The organism is Streptomyces sp. NPDC048185 (assembly GCF_043202495.1).
Classification (GTDB): Bacteria; Actinomycetota; Actinomycetes; order Streptomycetales; family Streptomycetaceae; genus Streptomyces.
On the sequence record NZ_JBIDAN010000002.1, the window covers coordinates 892,657 to 907,152 of the forward strand.

At 72.4% G+C, this 14,496-nt stretch carries 13 protein-coding genes; 5 read left to right on the forward strand and 8 right to left on the reverse strand.

All coding sequences use genetic code 11. The features are described 5' to 3' along the window. Positions 1 to 37: 37 nt before the first annotated feature. The 6 genes from ACGF3H_RS09890 to ACGF3H_RS09915 all read right to left on the reverse strand — a co-directional run bounded on the left by ACGF3H_RS09890 (position 38) and on the right by ACGF3H_RS09915 (position 6,634). Positions 38 to 676 carry a DUF6084 family protein gene (locus ACGF3H_RS09890; protein WP_362488049.1) on the reverse strand — a complete coding sequence of 213 codons (639 nt, stop codon included), beginning with the start codon at positions 674 to 676 and terminating at the stop codon, positions 38 to 40. Then, a complete protein-coding gene (locus tag ACGF3H_RS09895) occupies positions 673 to 1,341 on the reverse strand; it encodes a DUF5947 family protein (RefSeq protein WP_362488047.1) in 669 nt (222 codons plus the stop codon). The genes ACGF3H_RS09890 and ACGF3H_RS09895 overlap by 4 nt, the downstream gene beginning before the upstream one ends. After that, the gene (locus ACGF3H_RS09900; protein ID WP_362488046.1) at positions 1,338 to 1,907 is read right to left on the reverse strand and encodes a hypothetical protein; all 570 of its coding nucleotides are present in this window, start codon (positions 1,905 to 1,907) and stop codon (positions 1,338 to 1,340) included. The genes ACGF3H_RS09895 and ACGF3H_RS09900 overlap by 4 nt, the downstream gene beginning before the upstream one ends. Next, positions 1,904 to 3,685, reverse strand: coding sequence for a nickel-dependent hydrogenase large subunit (locus tag ACGF3H_RS09905; protein ID WP_239764434.1), 1,782 nt, complete (start codon positions 3,683 to 3,685; stop codon positions 1,904 to 1,906). The genes ACGF3H_RS09900 and ACGF3H_RS09905 overlap by 4 nt, the downstream gene beginning before the upstream one ends. Positions 3,686 to 3,775: 90 nt before the next feature. Beyond that, on the reverse strand, positions 3,776 to 4,864 hold the full coding sequence (locus ACGF3H_RS09910) for a hydrogenase expression protein HypE (RefSeq protein WP_362488043.1): 1,089 nt from the start codon (positions 4,862 to 4,864) through the stop codon (positions 3,776 to 3,778). 54 nt (positions 4,865 to 4,918) lie between these two features. After that, complete coding sequence (locus ACGF3H_RS09915; protein WP_362488041.1) at positions 4,919 to 6,634, reverse strand: hydrogenase maturation protein; 1,716 nt, start codon at positions 6,632 to 6,634, stop codon at positions 4,919 to 4,921. Between the two features lie 285 nt (positions 6,635 to 6,919). Between ACGF3H_RS09915 and ACGF3H_RS09920 the strand changes: the two genes are divergently transcribed. Both ACGF3H_RS09920 and ACGF3H_RS09925 read left to right on the forward strand, forming a co-directional pair. After that, complete coding sequence (locus ACGF3H_RS09920) at positions 6,920 to 7,303, forward strand: hypothetical protein (RefSeq protein ID WP_362488039.1); 384 nt, start codon at positions 6,920 to 6,922, stop codon at positions 7,301 to 7,303. A 131-nt stretch (positions 7,304 to 7,434) separates the two neighbouring features. Next, complete coding sequence (locus tag ACGF3H_RS09925) at positions 7,435 to 8,349, forward strand: zinc-binding dehydrogenase (protein ID WP_362488037.1); 915 nt, start codon at positions 7,435 to 7,437, stop codon at positions 8,347 to 8,349. Between the two features lie 31 nt (positions 8,350 to 8,380). On the opposite strand, the gene ACGF3H_RS09930 is transcribed toward ACGF3H_RS09925, so the two are convergent. Continuing rightward, a complete protein-coding gene (locus ACGF3H_RS09930) occupies positions 8,381 to 9,418 on the reverse strand; it encodes a bile acid:sodium symporter family protein (RefSeq protein WP_362488035.1) in 1,038 nt (345 codons plus the stop codon). A gap of 143 nt (positions 9,419 to 9,561) precedes the next feature. Between ACGF3H_RS09930 and ACGF3H_RS09935 the strand changes: the two genes are divergently transcribed. The 3 genes from ACGF3H_RS09935 (at position 9,562) to ACGF3H_RS09945 (ending at position 13,472) form a co-directional block, all read left to right on the forward strand. Further along, complete coding sequence (locus tag ACGF3H_RS09935) at positions 9,562 to 10,449, forward strand: LysR substrate-binding domain-containing protein (protein ID WP_393816467.1); 888 nt, start codon at positions 9,562 to 9,564, stop codon at positions 10,447 to 10,449. A gap of 276 nt (positions 10,450 to 10,725) precedes the next feature. After that, positions 10,726 to 12,552 carry an AMP-dependent synthetase/ligase gene (locus tag ACGF3H_RS09940; protein WP_362488031.1) on the forward strand — a complete coding sequence of 609 codons (1,827 nt, stop codon included), beginning with the start codon at positions 10,726 to 10,728 and terminating at the stop codon, positions 12,550 to 12,552. A gap of 83 nt (positions 12,553 to 12,635) precedes the next feature. Next, a complete protein-coding gene (locus tag ACGF3H_RS09945) occupies positions 12,636 to 13,472 on the forward strand; it encodes an aldo/keto reductase (RefSeq protein WP_362488029.1) in 837 nt (278 codons plus the stop codon). Between the two features lie 71 nt (positions 13,473 to 13,543). Here ACGF3H_RS09945 and ACGF3H_RS09950 read toward each other — a convergent pair whose 3' ends face one another. After that, positions 13,544 to 14,470 (reverse strand): methyltransferase, encoded by a 927-nt coding sequence (locus tag ACGF3H_RS09950; protein ID WP_362488027.1) that lies wholly within the window; start codon positions 14,468 to 14,470, stop codon positions 13,544 to 13,546. Between the last annotated feature and the right edge of the window lie 26 nt (positions 14,471 to 14,496).

The window sequence follows — 14,496 nt, forward strand, 5'->3', positions numbered from 1 at the left end:
GGGGCGAAGGCCGGCGTCGTCGTCTTCGTCGATGTCGTCACGGTGTCCGCTCCCCGGCCACTCGCAGGAGGTCCTCGACAGTCGCCTGCCACGAGGGCAGCGCCTTGCGGGACCGGTGGGCGAGCAGCGCGTCCATGGTGTCGTTCGGCAGCCGCACCCACCCCGAGCCCGGGAAGTGCTGCTCGACCATCTCCCGCCAGGTCTTGACCGGCATCCGGTACGTGGCCTCCCTGTCCCAGGGGACGGGTTCCACGTGGAAGCCGCCGGCACCGGTGAAGGCGGTGCCGGAGAACAGCATGAGCAGCGGCACCTCTCCCTCCTCCAGGGCGTGGAAGTAGCGGGAGGACGCGATGTCCATGTCGTAGGTGCAGGGCACCACCACGTCGGTCTCCACCTCTCCGGTGAAGCCCTGGACCATCACCGGGACCTGGGCGAACTGGACGGGGTGGAGGCTGCGGGACCAGCGGGACCGCTCGCCGAACAGGTCGGCCAGGGCCAGGGCCTCGCCGTCGGCGTAGGTCCGGCGTGCGGGTTCGATGCGGATCTGGCAGCGCAGCGCCAGCGCGTGCACCCGGGTGCCCGGGGACGCGGTGACGCGCAGCCGGAAGACGAGGGTGGGGCCGGCCGCGTACGGGTCGGCGCGCACCCCGGTGCAGGTGAAGGCGAAGTCGGTCACGGCCGGCTCCCCTCGAGGTCGCGGGCGCGGTCCCGGACGTGGGCGAAGAACGCGTCCAGGTCCGCGCGTGCCTCCGCGCCGCCGTCGAATCCCTGCCAGCGCAGCCGCATGCGGCCCACCAGTTCGTAGCAGACGTCGACCGGCACGAGGTGGCACTCGATGCGGTCGTCGTGGCGGCGCAACAGCAACGCCTCCACGTCGGGTTCGAGGAGTCCGGCCAGCGGGGAGGCCGCCAGGACCGACTGCCATGCCTCCGGATCCAGTTCGCTCTCGGTCGCGCCGGCCGGGCTCGGGTAGAGCGCGACCAGGCGGTCGAGGGCGGAGTTGTGGAAGAGGAACGCGACGCCGACGGGGATGTCCAGCCGTCCCCAGTCCTGCTCGTCGAGGCGGTGTCCGGGGTCGCTCAGGTACCGTCCGGGGACGGTTCGGAAGCGGCCCGCCGGCCCGCTGCCCGGACGGTCCAGGAGCTGCGCGCAGGGTTCGCAGGAGCAGGCCAGTGCCCGCTTCTCGGTGTCCACGAGGTGCCGGTGTTCTCCGCCGGCCAGCGGCGCCGAGCACAGGTCGCAGCGCTCCTCGCGGGGCCCGCGGGGCGTGGTGAAGCGGGCCAGGCCCCGGAGGGCGGGGCGGTGTCCGGCCGGTCCCGGGCCGGGCGGGTACGTGCTCACGGCGCCGTGGCGGCCGACGGGCCGCCGCCCGCGCCGGCCGTGCCCGCGGGGCCGGACCCGATCTGGAGCAGGACCGGTTCCCGTACCTCCGCGTCGTCCAGCACCACCGCCGTGACCTCCGGGGCGAAGCAGGCGAGCGCTTCCCGTGCCGCCTGTTCGACGGCCTCCCGGCCGCCGCCGCAGCCGCAGCCCGCGGATCCGGTCCGGCGCAGCCGCAGCTCACCGGTCGCCGGGTCGAAGCCGGCGCTCTCCACGGGCTGCGGCAGGCCCTCGAGCGCCCGGGCGATGCGGGTGGGCGTGTCCTCGGGGTGCAGCCCGTGCAGCACCAGCAGACTCGCCACGAGGTCGTCCCCGAGGAGGGCGTTCAGGGCCCGCTCCGCGGGTGCGCCGGGGTCGCGGCCGAGCAGGTCGACGGCACGGGCCAGTCCGGCGCCGTAGAACTCCATGAGGACACGGACCAGTTCCTCGGCGGCCTCGCACGCCGTGCGGTCGCCGGAGGCGGCGAGCCGGTCCAGGACCTCCTCGACCCGCCGTCCGGCCGTCTCCGCGTCGGTCCCGCCGCTCATCCGGCCAGGCCGCTCAGTCCGGTGGGCACGTGCATGGACTTCACCGTCCTGCCGTCGCCGACGTACATGTGGACACCGCAGGGCAGGCAGGGGTCGAAGCTGCGGACGGCGCGCATGATGTCGATGCCCTTGAAGTTCTCCGGCGTGTTCTCCTCGAAGATGGGCGTGTTCTGCACGGCGTCCTCGTACGGGCCGGGGGTGCCGTAGGTGTCGCGGGTGGACGCGTTCCACGGGGTCGGCGGGTACGGGTGGTAGTTGGCGATCTTGCCGTCCCGGATGACCATGTGGTGGGACAGCACGCCGCGCACCGCCTCGGTGAAGCCGACGCCGATGGACTCCTCCGGCACCTCGAACTTCTCCCAGGTCTGGGTGCGTCCGGCACGCACCTCGGCGAGGCCCATCTCGGCGCAGTGCAGGGCGACGGCGGCGGCGTAGGCCTGGAAGTAGGTCCGCGCCCGGTTGCGCTCCAGCGCGTTGCTCCACTTCGGGATCTTCCACTCGAAGGTGGTCTCCGGCTTGGTGAGCGTGCGGGGCAGGTTGATGACGACGCTGTGACCGGTGGCCTTGACGTAGCCGATGTCGACGAGCCCGGACAGGGCCGTGGACCACAGCCGGGCGATGGGACCGCCGCCGGTGTCCAGCGCCAGGTGGTCCTTGCCGTCGAACCAGCGCGGCGACATGACCCAGCTGTACTTGTCGTCGAAGTTCCGCTTCTGCGGCGCCGGGATGGTGTGCTGGTTCCACGGGTGGCGCGGGTCGACCGGGTTGCCGAGCGGGTCGTGCGTGACGAACTGCTCCTGGCCCTCCCAGTCCTCGTAGTACGAGCTGCCGAGCAGGATGCGGATGCCGAGGTTGATCTCGGTGAGGTCGTTGGTGACGAGCTTGCCGTCCACGATCACGCCCGGGGTGACGAACATGCGCCGGCCCCAGTCCGACATGTTGGCGTAGGTGAAGTCGCAGTACTCGGGGTCGTTGAGCGCGCCCCAGCAGCCGAGCAGGACCCGCCGGCGGCCGACCTCCTCGTAGCCGGGCAGTGCCTCGTAGAAGAAGTCGAAGAGGTCGTCGTGGAGCGGCACGACCCGTTTCATGAACTCGACGTAGCGCATGAGCCGGGACATGTAGTCGGTGAAGAGCTGGACCGATCCGATGGTGCCGACGCCGCCCGGGTAGAGCGTGGAGGGGTGCACGTGGCGGCCCTCCATCAGGCAGAACATCTCGCGGGTGTAGCGGCTGACCTGGAGCGCCTCGCGGTAGAACTCGCCCTCCAGCGGATTGAGCGAGCGCATGATGTCGGCGATGGTGCGGTAGCCGTGCTCCGCGGCGTGCGGCGCCTCGGTGCGTTCGGCGAGTTCCAGCACGCCGGGGTTGGTCTCGCGGACCATCTTCTCGCAGTAGTCGACCCCGACCAGGTTCTCCTGGAAGATGTTGTGGTCGAACATGTACTCCGCGGACTCGCCGAGGTTGATGATCCACTCGCCGAGGTGCGGCGGCTTCACGCCGTAGGCCATGTTCTGCGCGTACACCGAGCAGGTGGCGTGGTTGTCGCCGCAGATGCCGCAGATGCGGCTGGTGATGAAGTGCGCGTCACGCGGGTCCTTGCCGCGCATGAAGACGCTGTAGCCGCGGAAGACGGACGAGGTGCTGTAGCACTCGGCGACCTTCTTCTGCTTGAAATCGATCTTCGTGTGGATGCCGAGGCTGCCCACGATCCGGGTGATCGGGTCCCACGCCATCTCCACCAGGCCGGTGCCGTCACCGGTCGTCGTCGAGGTCGCCATCGTGTCTGTGCTGCCCTTCGGTCGGGTCGGGTCGGTGAGCGGGTCGTCTGACGGTGCCTCGGCGGGCCTGCGGAGCGGGCTCGGCGGCGGTCACCAGGGAGGGCGGTAACCGGTGGTGATCTCCCGGCCGGTGTGGCGCCACTTGGGCTCCTTGTCCACCGTTCTGGCCGTGATGGTCCGGAGCCTGCGGATGACCGTGCCGTAGGCGCCGCTGGCGGTGCTGGAGAACTTGCCGCCGGGCGGCTCGTCCATGAACGGCATGAACTTGTCGGGGAAGCCGGGCATGGTGCAGGCGATGCAGATGCCGCCCACGTTCGGGCAGCCCCCGATGCCGTTCATCCAGCCGCGCTTGGGCACGTTGCACTTCACGACCGGCCCCCAGCAGCCCAGTTTCACCAGGCACTTCGGCGAGTCGTAGGACATCGCGAACTGGCCCTGCTCGTAGTAGCCGGCCCGGTCGCACCCCTCGTGCACGGTCGCGCCGAACAGCCAGTTCGGCCGGAGTTTGTCGTCCAGCGGGATCATCGGCGCGGACCCGGCGGCCTGGTAGAGCAGGTACGTGAGGGTCTCGGCGAAGTTGTCGGGCTGGATGGGGCAGCCCGGTACGCAGACGATCGGGATGCCCGCCTGCGACTTCCAGTCCCAGCCCAGGTAGTCGGGCACTCCCATCGCGCCGGTGGGGTTCCCGGCCATCGCGTGGATGCCGCCGTACGTGGCGCAGGTGCCGATCGCGACCACCGCCAGCGCCTTGGGCGCGAGCCGGTCGATCCACTCGCTGGTGGTGATGGGCTGGCCGGTCTCCGGGTTGTCGCCGAAGCCGCACCAGTACCCCTCCTGCTTGATCGCCTCGTTCGGGATGGACCCCTCGACCACGAGCACGAAGGGGTCGATCTCACCGCGCTCGCCCTTGAAGAACCACTCGATGAAGGTGTCCGCGCCGCCGACCGGTCCGCACTCGAAGTCGATGAGCGGCCAGTGGACCGCGATCTTCGGCAGCCCGGGCAGCACACCGAGGGCGATCTCCTCGATGCTGGGCTGCATGGCCGCCGTCAGGGCGACCGAGTCACCGTCGCAACTCAGACCGGCGTTGATCCAGAGGATGTGGATCGGCTTCTCGTCCGTGCCGACGGCGCCGGAGGCGTCCGGCTCGGCGCTCGTGGCCGGGGTTGCTGCGTTCATCAGTGCCTCCCGGGGAGGAATACGGCAAAGCCGACTGATCGGCCCGCGATGCTGCTAAGAATCGGTCACCTCGGCGGTCGCCGCACGCGAAGAGGCCGTTCGGGCGGACGGGGTCTCCTTGCGGACGAAGGCCCGGCGCAGCGCGTGGTAGGGCGCTTCGGGGTCGAAGAAGATCGCGCGCATCCGGTCGAGTTCACGCTGACGGACCGCCGCCAACGGGGTGCCGCCCTCCCGGCGGTCGCGCTCGGCCTTCTTGCCGGCGAGGCGGGCACGCGCTCCCGGGGAGGCCGACCAGCGCTCGGCCAGTCGGGTGACCTCGTCGCTGAACCGTGCGGGCGGGCACTCGATCACCCGGTCGGCCAGCCCGATCCTCTCGGCCCGCCGGGCGCTGACGGGCAGCGCCTCCCGGGTGAGCCGTTCCGCCATGACGGCGCCCACCCTGCGCGGCAGGCTGTAGGTCCAGTACTCGGAGCCGTACAGGCCCATGTGCCGGTAGTGCGGGTTGAGCACGGAGCCGGCTCGGCACCACACCTCGTCGGCGGCCAGCGCCAGCATGACGCCGCCGGCCGCCGCGTTGCCGCCGACCGCGCTCACGACGAGGCGGTCGGTGGTGGTGAGGACGGCCTCGACGAGGTCGTTCATCGCGTTGATGTTGGCCCAGGACTCCGCGGCCGGATCGGGTGCCGCCTCGATGACACCGAGGTGGATGCCGTTGGAGAAGAAGTCCCGGGCGCCGCCCAGCACCAGCACGCCGGTCGGCCGGTCGCACGCCGCCCGGTACGCCTCCAGCAGCCGTCGGCAGTGGTCCGCGGACATCGCGCCGCCGGGGAAGGAGAACGAGAGCACACCCACCTCCCCGCTCTCCCGGTAGCGGATGTCCGACCAGGCGTCGTCGTCCGCGGAGGGCAGGACGGGCGCCGGGACCTCCGGCAGCCCGGGGAGCAGTCCGGCCAGGGCGAGGGTGGCGGGCAGCTTGCAGGCGCGCGGCACGCCGGGCCCGGTCCGGGCCCGCAGTTCGGGCAGCCACACGGCGCCGTCCGTCGTGGCCCGGCAGACCGCGCCCGCCCGGGTCGCCAGCAGCTCGCCGGGGCGTCCGCGCAGGTGGGGCTCGGCGTGGCCGCCGTGCAGGAACCACTCCCGGCCGAGCAGCTCGTCGAGGACGCCGGGTTGGGAGTCGGCGGAGCGCAGCTTGCGCAGGACCTCCGCGGTCGGGTCGCCGGCCCAGGCGATGCGCCGTGCCTCCTGGCGCATCGGGGGCCGGCTGCGGGCGCCCGGCACCGCCGGCGCGGTGCTCTGCTCCAGGGGGGTGTGGCCTCCCGACGCGAACCGGTCGACGGCCGTCAGCACCGCTTCCAGGGCCGCGTCGGACAGCTCGTTGCGGTAGAGGTCGCTCTTGCCGACCCGCGGAACGGGGAAGTTCCGGGTCGCCCACACCGGCCCGGCGTCCATCTCCTCCTCGGCCTGGAGGACCGTCACCCCCCACTCGGCGGCTCCCTCGCGCACGGCCCAGTCCAGGGAGGACGGTCCGCGGTCACCGACCGGTCCCGGGTGCACGATCAGGCAGGTCCGGGTCGTCCAGACGTCACGCGGGACGACGGTCTTCAGCATGGGCGCCACGACGAGGTCGGGCTCATGCCGGTCGACGGCGGCGCGCACGTCGTGGCCGCGGGGCGTCACCTCCACGGCCACGGCGTGCCCGCGGTCCCGCAGCTCGGCGTGCACGCGCTGCGTGAGGCTGTTGTAGGCGCTGGCGATCAGCAGGATGCGCATGGCGACCCTTCGTCGGGTGGCTGCGGGCGTCGCCGTCGAGGTGACCGGCTGCCTGCGATGGTCGGGCATCCCGCTCCGGGAGCGTCGACACGAATCCCGCACATCACCCGCAAGGGTGACGTCCGTCGCCACATGGCCGCCGCGGCGGAACGGCCGTAGCCCCCGCCCCGCATCCCTGAGCATGCACACGTCCACAATGTCGCGAATGCGGGCAAGTGGGACACTTGAGGTGTCCTGGGCACGGGAAAGGTGCCTCCCCACGAGAACGGACAGGCAGGTCGGCACATGCCGCAGGAGCGCAAGTCACCACCATCGCCGGACGACCGCGGAGCCGGGCGGCGCCAGGGATCCGGCCATCACGGCTGGGCCCCGGACGTCGACGAGACGCGGCAGCAGGACAACCCGAGCGCCCGCCGGTCCTTCCACGCCGAGGAGCACGCCCCCGCGCGGGGGCCGGGCCGGAAGCGCACCGCGCAGGAGCACACCCCGACCCCCGGCGACATCGCGAAGGGCGGGCGACGGGGCGAGGAGCACGGAGCGAAGCCGGAGGAGGGCATGCGGGACACCGGCGAGCGGGGCCGGTCCGGGCGGCCCAGCGGCACGAAGGACGAATCCGCCTTCACCGGCGTCGACCCCGACGGCGGCGAGAGCGGACGCCGGCCCGGCTGACCGGAGACCCGCACCACCGACGGACCCCCGACCCGACGGCCGTCCCGCACGCGCGGGGCGGCCGAAATCGTTGGACTCCCCCACGGTTTCGCCTTACCGTTGGGAGCACCAACGACCCGGAGGTCCGTCCCATGCGCCGCGTCCGTTACACGTCCCCCGCCGGCCACCTGTTCCTGGAGCAGGTTCCCGTGCCCGAGCCGGGTCCTGGTGAGCTGCTGGTTCGCTGCGAGGCGGTCGGCGTCACCCTGCCGGTGGTGCGCAAGGTCACCGAGGCCGCCGAGCCGATTCCCCTCGGCGGCGAGGTCGCCGGGGAGGTGGTGGCCGCCGGTGACGGCGTGACCGGCTTCCGGGCAGGCGACCGGGTCACGGGGCTCTGCTTCGGGCACGGCTACGCCGACTTCGCCGTCCTGCGCCAGGAGATGGCCACGCCGGTCCCCGACGGCGCCGGTGCGGTCGACGCCGTCGCGCTGGTCCGCAGCGGTCTGGTGGCGCTCGGCGCCCTGTCGGCCGCACGACCCCGGCCGGGAGAGTCGGCCCTCGTGACGGCCGCGGCCGGCGGTGTCGGCCACCTGGCCGTGCAGCTCGCCCGCACGCGCGGTGCGGCCCGCGTCGTGGGCGCCGTCTCCGACCCGGCCAAGGCGGACTTCGTGCGCTCCCTTGGCGCCGACGACGTCGTGGTCTACGGCGACGACTGGGGCGAGCCCGTCGACCACGTCCTCGACGGGGTGGGCGGCGACCTGCTCACCCCGGCCGTCGCCGCCCTCGCCCCGGGCGGCCGGCTGGTGGCGTACAGCTCGGGCGGCGGCACCGTCCGCGCGTACGACCTGCTCGTGGGCGCCAGGACGGTGACGGGGTTCCAGATCGCCCGGATCGCCCGCGAGGAGCCGGAGCTGTACGCACAGTGGCGCCGGGAGCTGTGGGGGCTGTTCGCGGACGGGGAACTCCGGCCCGCCGTGCACGGCAGGTTCTCGCTGGAGGACGCGGCGAAGGCGCACGAGGCCGTCGAGTCGCGCGGCAACCTCGGCAAGGTCGTCCTCGTGCCCTGAGACGCCCCCTGGAACGCCTCGCTGACGGGGCTCAGCGGGAGCGGGCCGCCCCCGCGCCCACGGCCGTGCGCGACTCCGCGGCCGGCTCGTCCGCGGCGGCCTCGGGGTCACGGGCCCGGCGCTTGGCGATGACCGCGCACACCATCAGCTGCATCTGGTGGAAGAGCATCAGCGGCAGCACGGCCAGCGAGGCGTGCGCGCCGAACAGGACGCTCGCCATGGGCAGCCCGGAGGCGAGCGACTTCTTGGAGCCGGCGAACTGGATCGCGATCCGGTCGGCCCGGCCGAACCCCAGAGCCCTGGCCCCGTACCAGGTCAGCGCGAGCATCACGGCGAGGAGCACCGCCTCCACGGCCAGCAGGCCGGCCAGCCGGACCGGGCTCACCTGGTGCCAGATGCCCTGCACCATGCCCTCGCTGAACGCGGTGTAGACGACGAGCAGGATCGAGCCGCGGTCGACGAGCCCGAGCACCTTCTTGTGGCGGGCGACGAACCCCCCGATCCAGCGGCGCAGCACCTGCCCGGCGGCGAACGGCACCAGCAGTTGCAGCACGATCTCGACCAGCGAGTCCGCGGAGAACCCGCCCCCGCCGCTGCCGAGCAGGGCCGCGGCCAGCAGCGGCGTGACGACGATGCCCGCCAGCGACGAGAAGGAGCCCGCGCAGATCGCGGCGGGCACGTTGCCGCGGGCGATGGAGGTGAAGGCGATCGACGACTGGATGGTGGAGGGGACCAGGGTGAGGAAGAGCAGCCCCTGGTAGAGGGGATCGGTCAGGAAGACGGGGACGAGTCCGCGGGCCGCCAGGCCCAGCAGCGGGAAGACGACGAAGGTGCAGGCCAGCACGGTGACGTGGAGCCGCCAGTGACGCAGCCCGTCCATCGCCTCACGGGTGGAGAGCCGGGCGCCGTACAGGAAGAAGAGGAACGCGATGGCCACCGTGGAGGCCCCGGAGGCGACGTCGGCGCCCGCCCCGCGGGCCGGCAGCAGGGCCGCGAGGCCCACCGTGCCGAGCAGCAGCAGGATGTAGGGGTCGATCGGCATCCAGCGCGGCCATCGCAGGCGTTTCACGGTGCTCCACTTGCTCGTTCTGTTCTTGCTCCGACGGGGTCACGAGTCCCCGCTCCATCCTGCTCTCCCACCCGGCGATCGGGAATCCGGTACACCGCTCTCACTGTCATCACGTATCGCGATGGCCGGGTACGGTGGGGCGCGTGTACGACCCCTCCCAGCTGCGGACCTTCCTGACCGTGGCCCAGACACTGAGCTTCACGCAGGCCGCGCGGCGGCTCGGACTGCGCCAGTCGACGGTGAGCCAGCACGTGCGGCGACTGGAGGACGCCGCCGGGCGCCAGCTGTTCACGCGGGACACGCACTCGGTGGAGCTGACCGAGGACGGCGAGGCGATGCTGGGCTTCGCGCGCCGCATCCTGGAGGTGCACGATCAGGCGGCGGCCTTCTTCGCCGGCACCCGGCTGCGCGGCAGGCTGCGCTTCGGGGCGTCCGAGGACTTCGTGCTGACCCGGCTGCCGGAGATCCTCGAGGGCTTCCGGCAGGAGCACCCGGAGGTCGACCTGGAGCTGACCGTGGAACTGTCGGGCACGCTGCACGAACAGCTGGCCGCCGGGAAACTCGACCTGGTGCTGGCCAAGCGGCGCCCCGAGGACCGGCGCGGTAAGCCGGTCTGGCAGGACCGGCTGGTGTGGATCGGCGCGGAACGGCTGCGCCTGGACCCGGACCGCCCGGTGCCGCTCATCGTCTATCCGCCGCCGGGCATCACCCGGGCGCTCGCGCTGGACGCGCTGCAGCGGCAGGGCCGCGACTGGCGCGTCGCCTGCACGAGCGGCAGCCTCAACGGGCTGATCGCGGCGGCCCGCGCGGGCCTCGGCGTGATGGCGCACTCGCAGGGGCTGGTCCCGCCCGGCCTGATGCGCGTGCCCGACCGGGCCGGGCTGCCGGAGCTGGGCCGCGTCGACTTCGTGCTGGTGCACGGGCGCCGCCACCCCTCGGCGCAGGGCGCCGCGGACGCCCTGGCGGCGGCGATCCTGGCGGGCGGCGACCGGCTGCACCGTTCCCGGCGTGCGGGCCTGGCGGGGGTGTGACGGATTCCGGGGCGCCTGCGCTGAAGCAGGAGACGGCGGCTTCGCCGCCCTCCCACCGGCGGCAAGCGGGTCGTACAGATTCGGTGGAGATTACGGCACCGAAACTTACTCAACCGTCAGGAAAGTGTCCGACCCTTCCCCATGTGAGTGCATTTCCCGCCACTGACCAGCGCGGACATGAGCGCTGCTCGACTTCGCCGACCCTCCCGCCCGCGCGCCGCGTGGGGTAGCTTTCACCGCGCTGTGCGGGGCGTCACCAGGAGCGGGGAGCGGGGTTTGCGCGAGTTCACCAACCCTCCGACGGCGTCGGCGCCACCGGTGGGCGGTCTGGCCGACGTGGTCTTCCAACATGCCCGGGAGGACCCGCAGCACATCGCCCTGGGCCGCAAGGACGAGGACGGGCGGTGGCGGGACGTCACCGCCGGCGCGTTCCGCGACGAGGTGCTGGCCCTGGCCAAGGGCCTGCTCGCCCAGGGCATCCGCTTCGGCGACCGGGTCGCCATCATGTCCCGCACCCGCTACGAGTGGACGCTCTTCGACTTCGCCCTGTGGACGATCGGTGCCCAGGTGGTGCCGGTCTACCCGACGTCCTCGGCCGAGCAGTGCCTGTGGATGCTGTACGACGCCGAGGTGACGGCGGCGGTCGTGGAGCACGAGGACCACGCGATGACGATCGCCACCGTCATCGACCGGCTGCCGCACCTGCGCGGCCTGTGGCAGCTCGACTCCGGCGCCGTCCAGGAGCTGTACGACGCGGGCGCGCATCTCGACGACGACGTGGTGCACCGGCACCGGCAGGCGGTCACGCCCGACTCGGTCGCCACCGTCATCTACACCTCGGGCACCACGGGCCGCCCCAAGGGCTGCGTCATCTCGCACGGCAACCTCATGTACGAGGCGGACACCGTCATCGAGCGCTGGGAGCCGGTGTTCCACTCGAAGAAGGGCGACGAGGCGTCGACCCTGCTGTTCCTGCCGCTCGCGCACGTCTTCGGACGGATGGTGGAGGTCGCGGCGATCCGGGGCCGGGTCCGCTTCGGCCACCAGCCGCAGCTGAACGCCGCCGCGCTGCTGCCGGACCTGGCCGCCTTCCGGCCGACGTTCATCCTGGCCGTGCCGTACATCTTCGAGAAGGTGTTCCACGCGGCCCGGCGCAAGGCCGACAAGGAGGGGAGGTCCGGGCCCTTCGAGAAGGCCGTCGACGTGGCGGTGAGATACGCGGAGGCGGTGGAGGCCAAGGCCTGGGGCACCGGCCCGGGCCCCTCGGCGGGCCTGCGCATGCAGCACCAGCTGTTCGACAAGCTCGTCTACGCCAAGGTGCGGGCCGCGATGGGCGGACGCATCCGCAACGCCATGTCGGGCGGCTCGGCGATGGACCGGCGGCTCGGGCTGTTCTTCGCGGGCGCGGGCGTGCAGATCTACGAGGGATACGGCCTGACCGAGTCCACCGCGGCGGCCACCGCCAACCCGCCCGAGCGCACCCGCTACGGCACGGTCGGCCGCCCCATCCCGGGCGTCACCGTGCACATCGCGGACGACGGCGAGATCTGGCTGAACGGCGGCAACGTCTTCCAGGGCTACCTCAACAACCCGAAGGCCACCGACGAGACCCTGCACGACGGCTGGCTGGCCACCGGCGACCTGGGCTCGCTGGACGAGGACGGCTACCTCACCATCACCGGCCGCAAGAAGGAGATCCTGGTGACCTCCGGCGGCAAGAGCGTCTCGCCGGGTCTGCTGGAGGAGCGCGTCCGGGACCACCCGCTGGTCAACCAGTGCATCGTCGTCGGCAACGACCGGCCCTACGTCGCCGCCCTCATCACCCTTGACCAGGAGGCGGTCGACCACTGGCTGACGATGCGCAACAAGCCTCGGATGTCCCCGGCCGAACTGGTGCACGACGCCGACCTGGAGACAGAGGTCCGGCGCGCGGTCGTCGCGGCCAACACGCTCGTCTCCCAGGCCGAGTCGATCCGCACCTTCCGCATCCTGGCGCAGCCGTTCACCGAGGAGCACGGGCTGCTGACCCCGTCGCTGAAGCTCAAGCGCAAGGCCATCGAGAACGCGTACGCCACCGAGGTGGAAGCCCTGTACCGGGCCTGAATCCGGCGGTCAGGAATGCACGGCGCCTCGTGATCGTTGACGATGTGCGTACCACCTGACCACAACCGAAGGATCAAGAGCTCGTGAGCAGCAAGGTCCCCCCGATCACCCTGAACAACGGCGTCGAGATGCCCCAGCTGGGTTTCGGCGTCTGGCAGGTGCCGGACGCCGAGGCCGAGACGGCCGTCGCCACGGCCCTGGAGGCCGGGTACCGCAGCATCGACACAGCCGCGGTCTACGGCAATGAAGAGGGCACCGGCAAGGCCATCGCCGCCTCCGGCGTCGCCCGCGAGGACCTCTTCGTCACCACCAAGCTCTGGAACAGCGACCAGGGGTACGACTCCACCCTGCGCGCCTTCGACACGTCGCTGGCCAAGCTCGGCCTGGAGTACGTGGACCTGTACCTGATCCACTGGCCGCTGCCGGCGAAGGACCGCTACGTCGACACGTACAAGGCGTTCGAGAAGCTGCACGCCGACGGCCGGGTCCGGGCCATCGGCGTCTCCAACTTCCTGCCGGAGCACCTGGAGCGGCTGATCGGCGAGACGTCGGTCGTGCCGGCCGTCAACCAGATCGAGCTGCACCCGCACCTCCAGCAGCACGCCGCCCGCGAGATCCACGCGAAGCAGGGCATCGCCACCGAGGCCTGGTCGCCGCTCGGGTCGGGCAAGGGCATCCTCGAGATCCCGGCGATCGTGGCGATCGCCCAGAAGCACAACCGCACCCCGGCCCAGGTCGTGCTGCGCTGGCACCTCCAGCTCGGCAACGTCGTGATCCCGAAGTCCGTGACGCCGTCGCGGATCAAGGAGAACATCGACGTGTTCGACTTCTCCCTGGACACGGAGGACCTCGCGGCGATCAGCGCGCTGAACGAGGACCGGCGCCTGGGCCCGGACCCGGCGGAGTTCGACGTCGCCTGATCCGTACGCCCGCGGAGGGGCCCGGTCCGTGCGGACCGGGCCCCTTTGCGCGCTGTCCGGCGTCCTCGCCGTCAGTCCGCGGGCCGCACCGCCGTGTAGACCGTGTGCGCCAGCAGGACGAACACGTCGGGCCGCCGGTGCACGCTCGCCGCGTCCTCGGGGTCGAGCAGCCGGTCGAGGGTGGCCCGGTCCTCGGCGTCGAGACCGTCGCCGAAGCGCTCCCGCACCCGGGACAGGGACGCCGTGGCGTACGCGCGGGCCTCTTCGGGGACGGGCGCGGGCAGGTCGAGCAGGAAGCTGCGGGTCCCGGTGTGCTTCAGGCCCGCCGCGGTCAGCAGCGCCGGCCAGTCCTCGGCCTCGGCCACGGAGCCCGGAAGGCTCGCGCGCATCTCGGCGAACGCGTCCTCCTCGGCGGCGTGCAGCCGGGCCTGCAGTCCCGGGCGCCCGATGCCGATGTCGCGGGGCAGGAAGCGGGCCGGCAGCCCGCCCTCCAGGAGGGCCAGCGTGCCGCCGGGGGCGAGATGCCCGGCCAGTGCGGTGAGGGCGGCGCGCTGGTCGCCCAGGTGGTGCAGGCTCTGGCTGGCCCACAGCAGGCCGGCGGGGTGGCCCAGCTCGCCCAGTACGCCCGGCAGTTCCCCGGTGAGGGTGCCGAAGCGGTCGGCGACGCCGAGCCGGGCGGCCCGGTCGCGGGCCCGCTCCAGGAGAGCGCCGGCCCCGTCGACGGCGACGACCCGGGCGCCCGGGAAGGCGTCGGCGAGCAGACAGGAGACGACGCCGGGGCCGCTGCCCACGTCGGCGATCAGTCCCGGCGCGGTCACCTCCCCGGCCAGCCAGGCCATGGCCCGCCGGTACAGGGGGGTGAACAGCTCCGCCTGCGCCTCCAGCAGCGGGGCCATCGCGGCCCAGTCGAGGTCGTGGTCGTGGTCGTGGTGACGACCGGGCTCGTGACGGTCGCTCCTGCCCTGGTGGTCGTGCTGGTGGTGGTGGTCGTGCGCCATGCCGGACAGCCTTCCGTTCGCGGGGC

Coding starts and splice junctions, on each gene's coding strand:
- ACGF3H_RS09915 (WP_362488041.1), bottom strand. CDS start 6,634: ATGCGCATCCTGCTGATCGCCAGCGCCTACAACAGCCTCACGCAGCGC.
- ACGF3H_RS09920 (WP_362488039.1), top strand. CDS start 6,920: ATGCCGCAGGAGCGCAAGTCACCACCATCGCCGGACGACCGCGGAGCC.
- ACGF3H_RS09925 (WP_362488037.1), top strand. CDS start 7,435: ATGCGCCGCGTCCGTTACACGTCCCCCGCCGGCCACCTGTTCCTGGAG.
- ACGF3H_RS09905 (WP_239764434.1), bottom strand. CDS start 3,685: ATGGCGACCTCGACGACGACCGGTGACGGCACCGGCCTGGTGGAGATG.
- ACGF3H_RS09950 (WP_362488027.1), bottom strand. CDS start 14,470: ATGGCGCACGACCACCACCACCAGCACGACCACCAGGGCAGGAGCGAC.
- ACGF3H_RS09900 (WP_362488046.1), bottom strand. CDS start 1,907: ATGAGCGGCGGGACCGACGCGGAGACGGCCGGACGGCGGGTCGAGGAG.
- ACGF3H_RS09910 (WP_362488043.1), bottom strand. CDS start 4,864: ATGAACGCAGCAACCCCGGCCACGAGCGCCGAGCCGGACGCCTCCGGC.